This is a genomic window from Pseudomonas sp. PSE14 (assembly GCF_029203285.1).
Lineage (GTDB): Bacteria > Pseudomonadota > Gammaproteobacteria > Pseudomonadales > Pseudomonadaceae > Pseudomonas.
Genome location: NZ_CP115669.1, coordinates 264,351 through 280,525, shown reverse-complemented (window position 1 = coordinate 280,525; position 16,175 = coordinate 264,351). Strand labels below are relative to the sequence as shown.

14 protein-coding genes and 1 tRNA gene are annotated in these 16,175 nt (G+C 65.3%); 8 read left to right on the top strand and 7 right to left on the bottom strand.

Features of this window, described 5'->3' with window-relative positions:
* Positions 1 to 65 precede the first annotated feature (65 nt).
* A complete protein-coding gene (gene argH, locus O6P39_RS01295; RefSeq protein WP_275609689.1) occupies positions 66 to 1,460 on the top strand; it encodes an argininosuccinate lyase in 1,395 nt (464 codons plus the stop codon).
* A 39-nt stretch (positions 1,461 to 1,499) separates the two neighbouring features.
* On the opposite strand, the gene O6P39_RS01290 is transcribed toward argH, so the two are convergent.
* The 3 genes from O6P39_RS01290 to gabD form a co-directional block, all read right to left on the bottom strand.
* Positions 1,500 to 2,696, bottom strand: a complete 1,197-nt coding sequence (locus O6P39_RS01290; RefSeq protein WP_275609688.1) for an HDOD domain-containing protein — start codon at positions 2,694 to 2,696, stop codon at positions 1,500 to 1,502.
* A 223-nt stretch (positions 2,697 to 2,919) separates the two neighbouring features.
* A complete protein-coding gene (gene gabT / locus O6P39_RS01285; protein WP_275609687.1) occupies positions 2,920 to 4,200 on the bottom strand; it encodes a 4-aminobutyrate--2-oxoglutarate transaminase in 1,281 nt (426 codons plus the stop codon).
* Positions 4,201 to 4,401: 201 nt separating this feature from the next.
* Entirely contained in the window at positions 4,402 to 5,853 is a 1,452-nt protein-coding gene (gene gabD / locus O6P39_RS01280; protein WP_275609686.1) for an NADP-dependent succinate-semialdehyde dehydrogenase, read from the bottom strand.
* A gap of 659 nt (positions 5,854 to 6,512) precedes the next feature.
* Between gabD and O6P39_RS01275 the strand changes: the two genes are divergently transcribed.
* Both O6P39_RS01275 and O6P39_RS01270 read left to right on the top strand, forming a co-directional pair.
* Positions 6,513 to 6,589, top strand: a tRNA-Arg gene (locus O6P39_RS01275).
* Between the two features lie 235 nt (positions 6,590 to 6,824).
* Entirely contained in the window at positions 6,825 to 7,421 is a 597-nt protein-coding gene (locus tag O6P39_RS01270; RefSeq protein WP_275609685.1) for a hypothetical protein, read from the top strand.
* A 42-nt stretch (positions 7,422 to 7,463) separates the two neighbouring features.
* Here the strand turns inward: O6P39_RS01270 and O6P39_RS01265 are convergent, their stop codons facing one another.
* The gene (locus O6P39_RS01265; protein ID WP_275609684.1) at positions 7,464 to 8,195 is read right to left on the bottom strand and encodes a hypothetical protein; all 732 of its coding nucleotides are present in this window, start codon (positions 8,193 to 8,195) and stop codon (positions 7,464 to 7,466) included.
* Between the two features lie 65 nt (positions 8,196 to 8,260).
* Positions 8,261 to 8,440 (bottom strand): hypothetical protein, encoded by a 180-nt coding sequence (locus O6P39_RS01260; RefSeq protein WP_275609683.1) that lies wholly within the window; start codon positions 8,438 to 8,440, stop codon positions 8,261 to 8,263.
* Between the two features lie 165 nt (positions 8,441 to 8,605).
* Between O6P39_RS01260 and O6P39_RS01255 the strand changes: the two genes are divergently transcribed.
* Complete coding sequence (locus O6P39_RS01255) at positions 8,606 to 9,040, top strand: CBS domain-containing protein (protein ID WP_275609682.1); 435 nt, start codon at positions 8,606 to 8,608, stop codon at positions 9,038 to 9,040.
* 18 nt (positions 9,041 to 9,058) lie between these two features.
* Here the strand turns inward: O6P39_RS01255 and O6P39_RS01250 are convergent, their stop codons facing one another.
* Both O6P39_RS01250 and O6P39_RS01245 read right to left on the bottom strand, forming a co-directional pair.
* Positions 9,059 to 9,796: a metallophosphoesterase gene (locus O6P39_RS01250; RefSeq protein ID WP_275609681.1), complete on the bottom strand. Its 738-nt coding sequence runs from the start codon at positions 9,794 to 9,796 to the stop codon at positions 9,059 to 9,061.
* A gap of 59 nt (positions 9,797 to 9,855) precedes the next feature.
* Positions 9,856 to 10,761, bottom strand: coding sequence for a LysR family transcriptional regulator (locus tag O6P39_RS01245; protein WP_275609680.1), 906 nt, complete (start codon positions 10,759 to 10,761; stop codon positions 9,856 to 9,858).
* Positions 10,762 to 10,879: 118 nt separating this feature from the next.
* Between O6P39_RS01245 and O6P39_RS01240 the strand changes: the two genes are divergently transcribed.
* From O6P39_RS01240 to O6P39_RS01225, 4 genes are all read left to right on the top strand, one after another.
* A complete protein-coding gene (locus tag O6P39_RS01240; protein ID WP_275609679.1) occupies positions 10,880 to 11,413 on the top strand; it encodes an ester cyclase in 534 nt (177 codons plus the stop codon).
* A gap of 11 nt (positions 11,414 to 11,424) precedes the next feature.
* Positions 11,425 to 12,426, top strand: a complete 1,002-nt coding sequence (locus O6P39_RS01235; RefSeq protein ID WP_275609678.1) for a polysaccharide deacetylase family protein — start codon at positions 11,425 to 11,427, stop codon at positions 12,424 to 12,426.
* A 307-nt stretch (positions 12,427 to 12,733) separates the two neighbouring features.
* On the top strand, positions 12,734 to 14,959 hold the full coding sequence (locus O6P39_RS01230) for a TonB-dependent receptor (RefSeq protein WP_275609677.1): 2,226 nt from the start codon (positions 12,734 to 12,736) through the stop codon (positions 14,957 to 14,959).
* A 14-nt stretch (positions 14,960 to 14,973) separates the two neighbouring features.
* Positions 14,974 to 16,050 carry an ABC transporter substrate-binding protein gene (locus O6P39_RS01225; RefSeq protein ID WP_275609676.1) on the top strand — a complete coding sequence of 359 codons (1,077 nt, stop codon included), beginning with the start codon at positions 14,974 to 14,976 and terminating at the stop codon, positions 16,048 to 16,050.
* The last annotated feature ends 125 nt before the right edge of the window (positions 16,051 to 16,175 follow it).

Sequence of the window (16,175 nt, the reverse complement as noted above, 5' to 3'; positions counted from 1 at the left end):
ATCGTCGCACTTTGCCCTTCATGCAGGCCGCGCGCCGCGCCTGCCCGTTTCCGCGAGAGAGATCCATGAGCGTAGAGAAGACCAACCAGTCCTGGGGCGGCCGTTTCAGCGAGCCCGTCGATGCCTTTGTCGCCCGCTTCACCGCTTCCGTCGATTTCGACAAGCGCCTCTACCGCCACGACATCATGGGCTCCATCGCCCACGCCACCATGCTGGCCAAGGTCGGCGTGCTGACCGACGCCGAGCGCGACACCATCATCGATGGCCTGAAGCAGATCCAGGGCGAGATCGAGGCCGGCACCTTCGACTGGCGCGTCGACCTGGAAGACGTGCACATGAACATCGAAGCGCGCCTGACCGACCGCATCGGCATCACCGGCAAGAAGCTGCACACCGGCCGCTCGCGCAACGACCAGGTGGCCACCGACATCCGCCTGTGGCTGCGCGACGAGATCGACCTGATCCTCGCCGAGATCACCCGCCTGCAGCAGGGCCTGCTGGGCCTGGCGGACGCCGAAGCCGACACCATCATGCCCGGCTTCACCCACCTGCAGACCGCCCAGCCGGTGACCTTCGGCCACCACCTGCTGGCCTGGTTCGAAATGCTCAGCCGCGACTACGAGCGCCTGGTGGACTGCCGCAAGCGCGCCAATCGCATGCCCCTGGGCAGCGCCGCGCTGGCCGGCACCACCTACCCGATCGACCGGACCATCACCTGCGAACTGCTGGGATTCGAAGCGATCTCCGGCAACTCGCTGGACGGTGTGTCCGACCGTGACTTCGCCATCGAATTCTGCGCCGCCGCCTCCGTGGCGATGATGCACCTGTCGCGCTTCTCCGAAGAGCTGGTGCTCTGGACCAGCGCCCAGTTCCAGTTCATCGACCTGCCCGACCGCTTCTGCACCGGCTCCTCGATCATGCCGCAGAAGAAGAACCCGGACGTACCGGAGCTGGTTCGCGGCAAGTCCGGCCGCGTGTTCGGCCACCTCGCCGGCCTGCTGACCCTGATGAAGGGCCAGCCGCTGGCGTACAACAAGGACAATCAGGAAGACAAGGAACCGCTGTTCGACGCCGCCGACACCCTGCGCGACAGCCTGCGCGCCTTCGCCGACATGGTCCCGGCAATCAAGCCCAAGCGCGAGATCATGCGCGAAGCGGCCCGCCGCGGCTTCTCCACCGCCACCGATCTCGCCGACTACCTGGTACGCAAGGGCCTGCCCTTCCGCGACTGCCACGAGATCGTCGGCCATGCGGTGAAATACGGCGTGGACAGCGGCAAGGACCTGGCCGAGATGAGCCTGGACGAGCTGCGCCAGTTCAGCGACCAGATCAGCGACGACGTGTTCGCCGTACTGACCCTGGAAGGCTCTGTGAACGCCCGCGACCACATCGGCGGCACAGCGCCCAAGCAGGTTCGCGCCGCCGTCGTGCGTGGCAAGGAACTGCTCGCCGCGCGCTAAGCGTGATCGGCCGCGTCGCCAGACGCGGCCTTCTCCGCCTCAGCTTCTGCTCAGCAAGCCCAGCTGCGCTGGCGTCAGCTGCAGCATGCGCACCGCCTTGTGCTCCGCCAGACTCGACAACTCGGCCTCCGGCAGACGCGCCGCATTGGCGGCCAGGTTGACGATCAATGCCTCGCGGCTGAGCACCCCGCCACTCAGGGCATAGGCCGCCGCGATCAGGTTGCGCAGCTCCAGCGGCAGGCGCCAGCGGGTCCGCAACGCCGAGCCAAAGCTCGCGCCATGCTCGGCCAGCGCCGCATCGACTTCACGCTCACTGAGTGCCCCGCCCGCACTACTCCAATCCTGCAGGCTGCGCAGCAACGCCAGGTCACCCAGGCAGTGCAGCAGGCCCGCCGTGAAGCAGCGGTCGGCGTCCGCGCTCAGCGACTCGGCCAGCGCAAAGGCGACATCGGCACTGTGCTGCGAGAGCTGCCAGAAGCGCTCGGCGCGCTCCTTCAGCAGCGGATCATCCAGCGTCGCAGCACGCTGCAAGGCCACCGCCAGCATCAGGTTCAGGGCATGGGCCACGCCCAGTCGCGACAGGGCCTGCAGGAGTGTCTGGCAGGGCATGCCGACGTGCCGGGCGGCACTGTTGGCGGCGGAGATCAGGCAGGCGGTGATCTGCGGATCATGGCCGAATTCCTGCTCGAGCATCTCCAGATTGATGTCGCTGGCCTCCATGCAGCGGTTCACCGCCTTGCCAACCTCGCCCATCAACGGCGCGCCATCGGTGGCGTCCCGCTCGGTCTGCAGGAAGCGCGCAAGCGACAGGCTCTGCTCCAGGGTCGGCAGCTCGCAAACGACACTCTCACCCGGCGCCAGCAGCACCGCCCGCAGGCGCGCGCGCAGATTCTCCGCATTGTAAGGCTTCACCAGATAAGCCGTCGGCGCCAACGGCAGCGCAGCGCGAACGCTGGCGGCGTCCGCCTTCGAGCTGATCAGGATGAAGGGCTGGGCCACCGGTCCTCGGCGCAGGGCTCGGACCTGGCGCAACAGCTCCAGGCCGTCGCTACCGGGCAGCTCCTGCTCGGCCAGCACCAGAGCGAACTGCTGCCGCCGGCAGGCATCGATTGCCGCCAGTCCATCCTCGCAGAACTGAACGCTGGCATCGCAGCGCACGCTGAGCACCAGCTGGCCCAGCAGTTCACGGCTCCAGGGATCGCTGGCCGCGACCAGCACGCCGGGAGATACACTCATCAATCACCTCGTTCGAAACGAACGCCAAACGCCGGCACGCGCAGCCAACCCAGAGCGGCCTAGCCGGTCTGTGCAATCTTGGGCGTCGCCGGAAAAGGCCTACGAAATAACGCGCAGCGTAGTCCAAAGCCTAGGTGCTTTCCCATGAGCGCCATCAAATTCGGACACAAAAAAAGGCCCGCTTTCGCGGGCCTTTTCATTACAGCGGCTAAACCGTCAAGGCTCAGGCCAGCTCGTCGAAGCACTCGGCCAGGATGGCCAGGCCCTTGTCCAGCTGGGCGTCCGGGATGGTGACCGGCATCAGGAAGCGGATGACGTTGTAGTAGGTACCGCAGGAGAGCAGGATCAGACCTTTCTCACGGGCACGAACCACGATCTTGCTGACCAGCTCGGCAGCCGGCTTGTTGTGGTCGCCGCCTTCGAACAGCTCGATGGCAACCATCGAACCCAGGCCACGAACGTCGCCGATCACCTTGTGCTTGGCCTGGATGTCGCGCAGACCAGCCTTCAGACGCTCGCCAACAGCCTGCGAACGCTCCAGCAGCTTCTCTTCTTCGAAGACCTTCAGCACGGCCAGGGCCGCGGCGCAGGCGATCGGGCTACCGGCGTAGGTGCCGCCCAGGCCGCCGGGAGCGATGGCGTCCATGATTTCGGCCTTGCCGGAAACGCCGGAGATCGGGAAACCGCCGCCAACGGACTTGGCGAAGGTGGTCAGGTCCGGAACGATACCCAGCTGCTCGGTGGCGAAGAAGGTGCCGGTACGGCCAGCGCCAGTCTGCACTTCGTCAGCGATCAGCAGGATGCCGTGCTCGTCGCACAGGGCGCGCAGGCGCTGCATGAAGGACTTGGAGTTGACGTAGAAGCCACCCTCGCCCTGAACCGGCTCGATGATGATGGCAGCGATGTCGCGCGGCTGAGCGTCGTTCTTGAAGATGCGCTCGATGCTGGCGATCGACTCGTCTTCGCTGATGCCGTGCAGTTCGCACGGAGCCAGGGCGCGGAAGATGCCGCCCGGCATCAGGCCCATGCCAGCGGAGTACGGAACGACCTTGCCGGTCAGGCCCAGGGTCATCATGGTACGGCCGTGGTAGGCACCGGTGAAGGCGATCACGCCAGCGCGGCCGGTGGCGGCACGGGCGATCTTGACGGCGTTCTCAACGGCTTCGGAGCCGGAGGTGACCAGCAGGGTCTTCTTCGGGAAGTTGCCCGGAACGCGCTTGGCGATCTCTTCGGCCAGCTCGATGTAGGGCTCGTACGCCAGCACCTGGAAGCAGGTGTGGGACAGCTTGGTCAGTTGTTCCTGAACGGCGGCAACCACTTTCGGGTGCAGGTGGCCAGTGTTCAGTACTGCGATGCCGCCGGCGAAGTCGATGTATTCACGACCTTCGACGTCCCACACGGTGGAGTTCTCGGCGCGCTCGGCGACGACCGGGTGGATCTGGCCTACACCGCGCGGTACGGCGGCCTGACGACGTTGCAGCAGGGATTCGTTGGTTTTGCTCATAGCTTCCTCAGTGGCCGCTCATCGGGCGACCGGATCAAAGGATGAAAGCGGGGAGAAGCCTCACACGACAGCATACGATGATCGACTGTCGTGGAACTTACGGCCCGCCAGACGGGTTGTCCGGTGCTACCACCGGAAAACGCCGGCGCGAAGGTGGCTGTCAGCTCTTGCCTGCCACCCGCGCGCCCACGGAAAAACGGATCAGATACCGCCGAGGCAGAGGTACTTGATCTCGAGGTAGTCCTCGATACCGTACTTCGAACCTTCGCGGCCCAGGCCCGAAGCCTTGATACCGCCGAACGGCGACACTTCGTTGGAGATCAGGCCGGTGTTGATACCCACCATGCCGTATTCCAGCTGCTCGGCCACGCGGAACACGCGGGCCAGGTCACGGGCGTAGAAGTAGGAGGCCAGGCCGAACTCGGTGTCGTTGGACATGGCGATGACTTCAGCCTCGTCCTTGAAGCGGAACACCGGCGCCAGCGGGCCGAAGGTTTCGTCCTTGGACACCAGGGCGCTCTTCGGTACGTCGACCAGGATGGTCGGCTCGAAGAAGGTGCCACCCAGGGCGTGCGGCTTGCCGCCGGCGAGGACCTTGGCGCCTTTGGAAACGGCGTCGGCGATGTGCTCCTCGACCTTGGCAACTGCCTTGGAATCGATCAGCGGACCGGTGGTGATGCCCTGCTCCAGGCCGTTGCCGATGTTCAGCTTGGCCACGGCAACCTTCAGCTTCTCGACGAAGGCGTCGTACACGCCGTCCTGTACGTACAGGCGGTTGGCGCAGACGCAGGTCTGGCCGTTGTTGCGGTACTTGGAGATCAGCGCACCTTCGACAGCGGCGTCCAGGTCGGCATCGTCGAACACGATGAAGGGAGCGTTACCGCCCAGCTCCAGGGACACCTTCTTGATGTCCTTGGCGCATTCGGCCATCAGCTGGCGACCGATTTCGGTCGAGCCGGTGAAGGTCAGCTTGCGCACGATCGGGTTGCTGGTCAGCTCACCGCCGACTTCGCCGGCGCTGCCGGTGACGACGCTGAACACGCCCTTCGGAATACCGGCGCGCTCGGCCAGCTCGGCCAGGGCCAGGGCGGAGTACGGGGTTTGCGAAGCGGGCTTGAGTACCATGGTGCAGCCAGCGGCCAGGGCCGGGCCGGCTTTACGGGTGATCATCGCGGACGGGAAGTTCCACGGGGTGATAGCCGCGGTCACGCCGATCGGCTGCTTGATCACGATGATGCGCTTGTCGGGCTGGTGGCCCGGAATGGTGTCACCGTAGATGCGCTTGGCTTCTTCGCCGAACCACTCGAGGAAGGAGGCGGCGTAGGCGATCTCGCCCTTGGCTTCGGCCAGCGGTTTGCCCTGCTCGATGGTCATCAGGCGAGCCAGGTCGTCCTGGTTCTCGATCATCAGGTCGAACCACTTGCGCAGCTTGTTGGCACGCTCTTTGGCGGTCAGCGCACGCCACGCCGGCAGGGCCTTGTCGGCGGCTTCGATGGCGCGACGGGTCTCGGCGGCGCCCATCTTCGGCACGGTGCCGATGATTTCGTTGGTGGCCGGGTTGTTCACCTTGATGGTCTGGCCATTGTCGGCGTCGACCCAGGAACCGTCGATGTAAGCCTGTTGACGGAACAGCTTGGCATCATTGAGTTGCATGACCTGTCTCCTTTCGAGGAAAGCCTGTGGACGGCGGGTCTACCTCGAGTCCCCACCTGTCTTGTTGTCTGGAATGGAGAGACCGCAGTCCCTACCGTTCATTCACCCCGACCGACCCATGTCGGTGCCAGGGGCGAAGGTCGCCACAGCAAGGGGCGACGCCAGGCGAACGGCTCTTAGTTCGCTCGGCACGCGGACACGAAAAAACACAGACCGGGGTCATTGCCCGGTCTGGTCCAGTTCGCTCACGCACGGATTCCTGGATTGAATCCAAGAAGACGTCTGCCCTACAACCTTCCGGTACGCTGATCGACGGAAGCCGCACAGGGACCTGCTGTCAGTGAAGACAAGCGGTTGGCACAACGGAAGAATGTCATCCCGCAGGCGGTTGGCCGGCTGGTGTGATGCCAATTCTCCGGTCTCCTGTTGTTGTGATGGGGAGGCGTTTGAAATCTCAAACGAATCCTAGGGCCCTCGACCGCAAAGGGCAAGAGCTTGTTCGACAAAACCAACGAAGGTATCAGGTGGCAGAGCCTTTTCGGAGCATTTCTACCGACAGGCGGCACTTTTCGTTCGATATCATGAACGAGCGTACTGCTATTGGACGCCCAAGCCCGAGATGCGTATGATTGCCGCCTGCCGCGCCAGGCGCGGCATACGCATCCGTAGCTCAGCTGGATAGAGTACTGCCCTCCGAAGGCAGGGGTCGTGGGTTCGAATCCCGCCGGATGCGCCATCTCCCTGTTTCGAGCTGCCTCAAGCGGTCTGCGAAACCACCTGTAAAGCCCGCCCTGAGAGGGCTTTCCTGTTTCTGGCGATTCGGCCTCGCGCATGCCCGCCGCTTCCCGCCGCATATACCAGGCAACTGGCGGACTCCAGCGCTGGAATTGCCCTCGACGCCATACGATTCATCTTCGCCAGCAAAGGCTGTATAAGCCTCCGCCATCGTGCGCGAAAAGGATAAACCGCCAATGCTTCGGCTCCTGATGCCAGCCCTGCTCCTGGCCCTTGCCGGTTGCGCCACCAAGCCGCCTGCCAATCCCGACAACCTCTGCGAAATCTTCCGCGAAAAGCCGAAATGGCACGAGGCGGCGCTGAAGATGCAGAAGCGCTGGGGAGCGCCGATCCAGGTGCCGATGGCGATGATGTACCAGGAGTCCTCCTTCAAGCACGACGCCTTGCCGCCCCGCTATTACTTCCTCGGTTTCATTCCCTGGGGCCGGGTCAGCTCCGCCTACGGTTACGCCCAAGCCAAGGACGAGACCTGGGCGGACTACAAGAAGGATGCCGGGGACTGGGGCGCCGACCGCGACGACTTCGCCGACGCGCTGGACTTCATGGGCTGGTACATGCAGAAGACCTACAGCGTCAACCGCGTCTCCAAGTGGGACGCCTATGCCCAGTACCTGAACTACCACGAGGGTTGGGGCGGCTATCGCAATCGCAGTTACGACGCCAAGCCGTGGCTGAAGAACGTGTCGCAGAAGGTCCAGGCGCGCGCCTCGCTGTACAGCGCCCAGTACAAGAGCTGCCAACAGGAGCTGTCGGACGACGGCTGGTTCTGGTAGCCCCGAACGCTCGAACTACGGCGCAGGGGCGCGACGCTGCCGTCAGCGCCCCATGATCCGCCGGTACTCGTCCCGGTATTCCTCGTAAGGCAGGTTGCGCTGCTGCAGGTCGAGGATCTGCTGCTCCTGGCTTCGCGGTGGGGCGGCGTGGGCGACGGTTTCGACCGCTGTCGGGGCGACCGGAGCGGGGACGCTCCGTTGCGGAGGTACCGGGGCTGCGGGAGTCGTGGGCGACGGCAGCGGGCGGGAAGGACGGGCGACCAGCAGTGCGCCGGTGATTTCCTCGACGATCTGCTCGGACACAGCATTCAGTTGCGCCGCCCCCATCGAGGAGAACAGGTCGCCGGTGGACTCGGCCTCGCTGTCATAGCGGCGCGAAGCGAGCAGTTGGCCGGTGAGACCGTCGTGGTAGCGCACGGTGGAGGTGATCCACTCGCCATCTTCAGCGCGCGGGCGGTTGTTGGCGCTATGGCCGGCGCCAACCTCGATCACCACCAGGGTGGACAGGGTTTGCGTGGCGCGCGGCTCGCCGTCCTGGACCGACAGCTGATAGTCCGCCGAATCCGCCTCTTCGCGCAGGGCCTCTCGCCAGTTGCTCATGAGCGTGCGCCAGCGCGGGTTGGCCGCCACCTGGGCATCCGGCTGGAAGTTCACCACCAGGCTATGGCGGGTATCGCGGTACAGGGAAATCGGGGCGCCGCGCTCGTCAGTGCGGACCGAGGAGGAGCAGCCGCCCAGCAGGGCGAGGCTCAGGATGATGGGGAGGTAGCGCATGGTGGTCCCTCTTCTGATCTGGGGCATTCTGCCAGCACTTCATGACGCAAAGAAGCCGTCTGGAATCAGTCCTCCGGCCAATCGTCCTCATCGTCCAGACCCGACTGGTATTCCTCCGGCTCATCGTCATCCGGATGGTCGTCGAAGTACGCCGCGTCCGCGTCCAGCAGGCTGTCGAGGTCGTCGTCGAGATCGAGCAGGTGGTCATGTTCGGGCTCGGGGAGGTCGCGGTCGTCGTCAGTCATGGCCGATCAGAAAGCAGGAGGGGAAGGACAGTATAAATCGCGCGGGCGGAGCTTGACGCTTTCAATGGTGTCCGCGCCGCTTTCCGACCTTGCCGGATCGCCATCTGTCCACGATTCTCTATGAACCTCGGGCATCGCGCCGTGAGACGACGAAAGGGGGCAGGAATGAAGAATGTGGCTCAGCTGTTGAACGCCAAGGCGGACCAGCAGGTTTACACCATTGGCCCGGACGCGCTGGTCATCGACGCATTGCGCCTGATGGCGGACAAGAACCTCGGCGGCTTGCCGGTGGTGGAGGCCAACCAGGTGGTCGGCTTCTTCAGCGAGCGCGACTACGCCCGGCGCCTGGCGCTGAAGGGGCGTAACTCGGAGGACACGCCGGTTCGCGACGTGATGACCGCGCCGGTGATCACCGTGGAAACCCACCTGAACATCGACAAGTGCATGAGCATCATGACCGAGCGCCACCTGCGCCACCTGCCGGTGGTCGAGAACGGGGAGCTGCTGGGCCTGCTGTCCATCGGCGACCTGGTGAAGGCGGCCATCGCCGAACAGGCCGACCTGATCCGCCAGCTGGAGCAGTACATCCGCGGCGAGTGAACGGATGCCGGCGGCCGCTCAGCGCGAGGTCGCCGTCTCCACCTTCCCGCAGTGCATGTCCACCAGGCTCAGGACGCCGTCGGCATAGCCGCTGCCGGTGTCGATGTAGTGCGTGTTGCCCAGCCGGCGTACCCGGGTCTGCGCCGTGTGGCCGACATACAGACGCTCCAGGCCAGGCACCGGCGTATCGTCCTCGCCCTCGATGCGGGTGCGCGCCCACATCGCCAATGCCGCCGCGCTACGCCGGGCGGCGCTGCCCAGCTCCCCGGCCAGGGCGGCCATGCCGCTGTCCCAATCCGGGAAAGCGGGTGAGATCGGCGGTTCGGCGTGGACGATGCCGACGCGCCGACCCTCCGCGACTTCCACCTCGATGACCAACGGCAGGCGCTGCAGGCGCCGGGCGATGCGCTCGCGTTCATCCTGCGGCAAGGCGTAGAGCCACACGCCGCCGTTGCGGTAGTGCAGGTCGCGGTCATCGCCAGCCAGCACCGAGTCGATCACCAGTTGCTCATGGTTACCGCGCACCGAGGCGAACCAGGAGTGCTCCAGCCACTCCAGCACACGCGGCGAATAAGGTCCGCGGTCCACCAGGTCGCCGGCGGCAAACAGACGGTCAGCGGCGCTATCGAACGCCACCCGTTCCAGCAGGCGTTCGAGCAGTTCGAAATGGCCGTGCACATCCCCCACCACGAAATCGCGTCCACGCAGATTGCGCGGGAAGCGTTGCAGGGGGCGTTCCGGCAGGAGGGTATTCATTGCCAACTCCAGGTTGTGCGAGAACTCACTTTACCAGCAGCAAGCCCGCCCCAGAGCTGTTACGACGAAAGTTCCGGCCTCTCGCCCAACTGCTCGCGAAGAAATTCGATGAACGCACGAACCCTGGGCGGTACATGCCGGGCATGGGGGTAGAGTGCATGCAGCGGCGCGCTGGGCACGCGGTAATCCGGCAACACCCGTCGCAAGCGGCCGGCGGCGATGTCCTCGCCCACGTCCCAGATCGATTTCAAGGCGATGCCGCCAGCGGCGAGCAGCCACGCATGCACGGCACCGCCGTCATTGCTCAACAGGCTGGCCTGCACCCGCACGGCGATGCGCTCACCATCGGCGGCAACGAATCGCCACTCGCTGCGGGGCTGTTCGCCATTGACGATACAGCGATGGCGCAGCAGCTCAGCCGGATGCGCCGGTTCGCCATGCGTCTCCAGGTACGCAGGCGCCGCGCACAGTACACGGTAGTTGTCCGCCAGTGGCCGCGCGATGAGCGACGAGTCCTCCAGCGCACCGACCCGCACGGCCATGTCCAGCCCGCCTTCGAGCAGGTCGATCAGGCTGTCGCTCAGTTCCAGCTGCACCGACAGTTGCGGATGAAGCTGCTGGAATCGCGCCAGCAGCGGGGCGATCCAACGGCGACCGAAGTCGATCGGCGCGGTCAGGCGCAACAGGCCATCGATGCTCTCGCGCCGGCGCGAGATCAGTGCGTTCGCCGCATCCACCTCCGCCAGGATACGCAGTACCTGGGCATGGAACAGCGCCCCCTCCTCGGTCAACGCCTGTCTCCGGGTGGTGCGCTGCAACAGGCGCACACCCAGGCTGCCTTCCAGGTGAGCCAGGCGCTTGCTGATCACCGCCAGGGACACATCCAGCTCGCGCGCCGCGGCGGACAAGCTGCCGGCGCTGACGATACGGTCGAAGGCCACGAGATTGACGAGGTTATCGATCATTCGACCAACTCTTCACGAAACAGAAAGAATGCATCGACGTATCTAGCGTATTTCCATCGAAACCCGCAACAGAGAATGACGGCTACCGCGCCTCGAAGCGCCCTGACCGGAGTTCGCCATGCCTCATCTTCGCCCCCTGCTTGCCACCCTGGCCTTGTTCGCCGCCGGCTCGGCCATCGCCGCCAGCCCTCCCCTGCTGGAGCCCGGGCAACTGATTGCCGACGCATCACTGCCCAAGCCCCGGCTCGATGCGCAGATCCTCGCCGCACGCCGCTACGCCACGTTCTGGGACAGCGGCGACCCTGCACTCGCTCGTCAGGCGTTGGCCGAGAGCTTCACCGACCGCACCCTGCCCGCCGGTCGGCCACAAGGTATCGAGGGACCGCTGAAGGCCTCGGCCATGATGAAAGCCGCGATCCCCGATCTGCACTGCCGTATCGAGCAGATGCTGGTGACGGGCGATCGCGTGGTCCTGCACCTGCGCTTCAGCGGACGCTTCACCGGCCCCTTCCTTGGCCACCAGGGTGCGGGACAGGCCGTGGACTTCATCGCCACCGACATCTATCGCATCGCCGACGGCCGCATCACCGACAACTGGCACATCGAAGACAACCTCAGCCTGCTGCGCCAGCTCGGCGTGGTGTCGAACTGACGGAGGCCACGATGAGCACCGAGCACAATGGCCTCGGCCGCCGAAGCTTCATCACCCAGGTCGGCGCCGGCGTCGGCGTCATCGCCGCCGGCATGGCACTGGGCGCAGGCTCGGCCGGCGCGGCGACGCCACCCCGGAGCAGCAAAGCCACCGCCAGCGCACGCTTCTGGCCCGGCGGCATCCGCCTGGTCATCTCCATCTCCATGCAGTTCGAAGCGGGTGGCCAGCCGCTCAAGGGCACCGACAGCCCGTTCCCCCGCGTGGACTTCCCCGACAGCGTACCCGCCGACGCCGCCGCCAACAGCTGGTTCGCCTATGGCTACCGCGAAGGCATCCCACGGATGCTCGACCTCTGGGACCGCCACGGGATCAAGGTGACCTCGCACATGATCGGCGAAGCCGTCCGACACAGCCCCGACCTGGCGCGGGAAATCGTCCGGCGCGGGCACGAGGCCGCCGCCCACGGTCCGCGCTGGAGCTCCCAGTACGCGATGAGCCGCGACGAGGAGCGCGCCTTCCTCATCGCCGCCCGCGACATGGTGGAGGAAGTCACCGGCCAGCGCCCCCAGGGCTACAACTGCAACTGGCTGCGACGCGGGCCCAATACCCTGTCGCTGCTGCAGGAGCTGGGTTACCGCTACCACATCGACGACCTCAGCCGCGACGAGCCATTCATCGAGCCCGTGAACGGCCGGGACTTCGCGGTGGTGCCCTACACCCTGCGCAACAACGACATCCTGCTGGTGGAGGGGCGCAACTACTCGCCCAGCCAGTTCCTCGAACAGATCAAGCTGGAATTCGATCAGCTCTACCAGGAAGCCGCCAGCCGGCGGCGGATGATGTCCCTCAGCGCCCATGACCGCATCAGCGGTACGCCACAGATGGTTCGCGCCTGGGACGCCTTCCTGGAATACGCGAAGCGCCATCCGGGCGTCGCCTTCCTGCGCAAGGACGAGATCGCCCGGATCACGCTGGAGAGTCCGCAGAGCCTGCGGGAAAGCGAGGTCATCTGAGCCACCGCCCTGCGCGTTCCGCGCAGGGCCTTTCCCTTGCTGCCGCGCTGCTGCCCAGGCAGCGACACGCCAGCACGGGCTGCTTCCCCAGCAGCACAGAATCCACAAGACCTAAGAAATTCCCTTATAGATCAACACATTGAGATCAAACCCAAAAGCGGTACGGATGTTGCGATAGCCCCTGCAAGCCAACCGGCCTTATCACGCGTGAGCCAGCACAAGAGCAACGCAATAACAGCTAGATGCCTTGCGGCGACGACCGAGCACCACAGAGCCGGCCGTCCTTTCGCCGCCCCTTGGGGACACCATGTTCAAACGCAGTACCCTTTCCCTCGCCATCGTCCTGAGTCTGGGGGGACTCGCCAGCCAGAACGCCGCGGCGGACGACAGCGACACCCAGCAGAACAACGACACCAGCGCCGCGCCCACCCTGGGCAAGGTGGTGGTGACCGCGCAGAAGCGCGAAGAGTCGGTGCAGGAAGTGCCGGCGCCGATCACCGTGCTCAGCGGCGAGAAGATCCGCGACGCCTCGTTGCAATCGGCCAATGAAGTGACCCGCTACACGCCCAACGCCTCGGCGGGCACCACCGACGGCCACGGCCGTCCGCGCTGGTGGATTCGCGGCCTGGGCACCGGCGACCAGGGCGCCAACACCGTCAGCCCGATCGGCATCTACGTCGACGACGTGTACATCGCCAACATCAGCGCCACCGGCTTCCCGCTGTTCGACCAGGAGCGCGTGGAGGTGCTGCGCGGCCCACAAGGCACGCTGTGGGGCAAGAACACCACGGGCGGTGCGATCAACTTCATCTCGCGCAAGCCGACCTTCAGCCCCGAGGGCTATTTCAAGGTCGACATGGGCAATTACGCCAACCGCATCGTCGAGGGCGCGGTAAGCGACGCGCTGGTGGACGACAAGCTGGCCGGGCGCCTGTCCTTCCATCACCAGGGCCGCGACGGCTACACCGAGAACATCAACGACAACGACGACCAGGGCGCGCTGGAAGACGACGCCGTGCGCCTGCAGTTCGCCGCGAGGATCAACGATGACCTCGACGCCAACCTCAACCTGCACGCCCGCAGCTACCACGACACCGCCAGCTACAACACCGTCAGCTACGGCACCCGGCCCAACGGCACCAACCAGTTCGGCTATTCCATCGACCCGAAGCTGGGCAAGGCCAACTTCAACGCCAAGTACCAGGCCGAGATCGACCAGTTGGGCAGCAACCTCAACCTGGTCTGGCAACTGGGCGACCTGGAGCTGACCTCCATCACCGCCTTCGAGCACTTCACCCGCGACGGCTGGAGCGACAGCGACAACACCCCGCTGGAACTGCAGCGCAGCTACGGCTACGCCGACAGCCAGCAGTACTCCCAGGAGTTTCGCCTGGCCTCGCCGCGCACCGAACGGCTGAACTGGGTGCTGGGCTTCCACTACTTCAACGAGGACCTGCAGGCGGAAAGTGTCAACGCGGCGCTGACCAACCCGTACATCCCGCGTTCCTACAACAACGTCAGCTACGACCAGCAGACCGAGAGCTACGCCGTCTTCGGCAGCACCACCTACAACTTCACCGATGACTTCAGCCTCACCGCCGGCCTGCGCTGGACCCGCGAGACCAAGGACATCGACCTGCTGCGCCTGCAGAACCGAGGCCCCGCGGTGTTCGGCGATGGCGACTGGTGGAAGCAGGACAACGTCCTCTCGCAACTGGTCGCCAATGCCAGCCAGGACGAGAGCAACACCTGGAGCGACTACAGCTGGGACCTGACCCCGGAGTACCGCATTTCCGATAACGCCCGGGCCTACTTCCGCTATGCCCGTGGCTTCCGCTCCGGCGGCTACAACACCGGCGTGACCAGCCAGGCCACCGTCGCCACGGTGGACCCGGAATACCTCACCTCCTACGAGCTGGGCCTGAAGTCGGAATGGTTCGATGGCCGCCTGAACGCCAATACCAGCCTGTTCTACTACGACTACGAGGACATCCAGCTCAACATCGTCACCGCGGTGAACAACCAGACCGTCTCGCGCCTGGCCAACGGCGCCCAGGGCGAGGCCTACGGCGCCGAGTTCGAACTGGAAGCCATCCCGCTGCAGAACCTCCACGTCAACTTCGGCCTGGGCCTCTTGCACACCGAGTTCACCGACTACACCTCGGGCAAGGACGACTATTCCGGCAACAACTTCGTCCGCGCACCCAACGTCTCGGCCGTGCTTGGCGCCGACTACCGCATCCCGCTGAACGTCGGCGGCGCGGTGATCCTCGGCACCGACTGGAACACCCGCAGCCGCCAGTACTTCTTCACCAACGACCAGAGCGCCAACATGCGCTCCGGCGGTTACACCCTGGGCAACGCGCGGGTGACCTACGAGTTGCCGGGCGAAACCACCCGCGTCACTGCCTATGTGAACAACCTGACCGACAAGGAATACCGCAACCACACCCTGCCGGGCGGTTTCCAGACCGCCGCCGTGATGTTCGGCGACCCGCGCACCTTCGGCGTCTCGGTCACCACCGACTTCTGAGCGAGGTAACGACCATGTCCCTGATCCATCGCACGCTGCGCCGGCTGCTGCCGGCCGCCGCCCTGCTGCTCGCGGGCCACGCCCTGGCCGCCGAGCAGCCGACCACCCTGCGCATCGCCACCGTGGCCTATGCCAATGCCGGGCAGATCACCTTCAACGGCCCGGCCTACGTCATCGACCGCGACAAGTGGCTGGAGCAACAGCTGGCCCAGCGCGGCATCAAGCTGGAGTGGGTGCCCGCCGCCACCGCCTCGGTGGGCACCTTCGTCAATGAGGAATTCGCCAACAAGCGCATCGACTTCGCCTTCTACGGCGACCTCCCGTCGATCATCGCCAACGCGTCCGGCGTACAGACCCAGCTGATCGTCCCCGGCGGCATCGGCAACAACGTCTACCTCGTGGTGCCGCCGGGCTCCACGGCGAAATCCATCGCCGACCTCAAGGGCAAGCGCATCGCCCTGCACCGGGGACGGCCGTGGGAGCTATCGTTCGCCAAGCTGCTGGAAGCCAATAACCTTCGCTTCGAAGACTTCCGCATCTTCAACCTCAACCCCCAGGCCGGCGCCGCCGCGCTGAGCGCCGGGCGGGTGGATGCCTTCTTCACCCTGAGCGACGCCTTCCTGCTGGAAGACAAGCAGGTCGGCCAGATCATCTGGTCGAGCAAGGAGGCCCCGGCGGACTGGAAGATGCGCGCCGAAGTCTGGGGCGCACGGGACTTCGTCAAGGATCATCCCGACCTCACCCAGCTGGTGGTGGACGCCTACCTGAAAGCCGCGTGGTGGGTCTCCCAGGACGCCAACCAGGCGGCGTACCAGGAGGCGCAATCGCGCTCCGGCGTGCCGCTGAGCGTGCTGCAACGCGAGGTGGCTGGCGAGCCCTGGTCGGCGCACTTCTCGCCGATCTACGACGAGGCCCTGCGCAAGCACTACGCCGACGGCATTGCCTACAGCCAGCAGGCCAGGCTGATCCGTGGCGAGGTAAAGGTTGAGGACCTGCTGGAACCGAAGTTCGTCGAGCAGGGGCTGAAGAGCCTGCAACTGGAGAGCTTCTGGCAGCGCAGCGCCGGGCCATCCGTCGCGGCCAAGCCCTGACCTGAGCGGAGGAGCGAGCTTGCTCGCGAACCGACTCCACAGGGGGGGCATTCGCAAGCAGGCTCGCTCTTACAAGAAACCTGTCGATTGGCAGACATGAAAAAGCCCTCGCTAGAGGGCTTTTT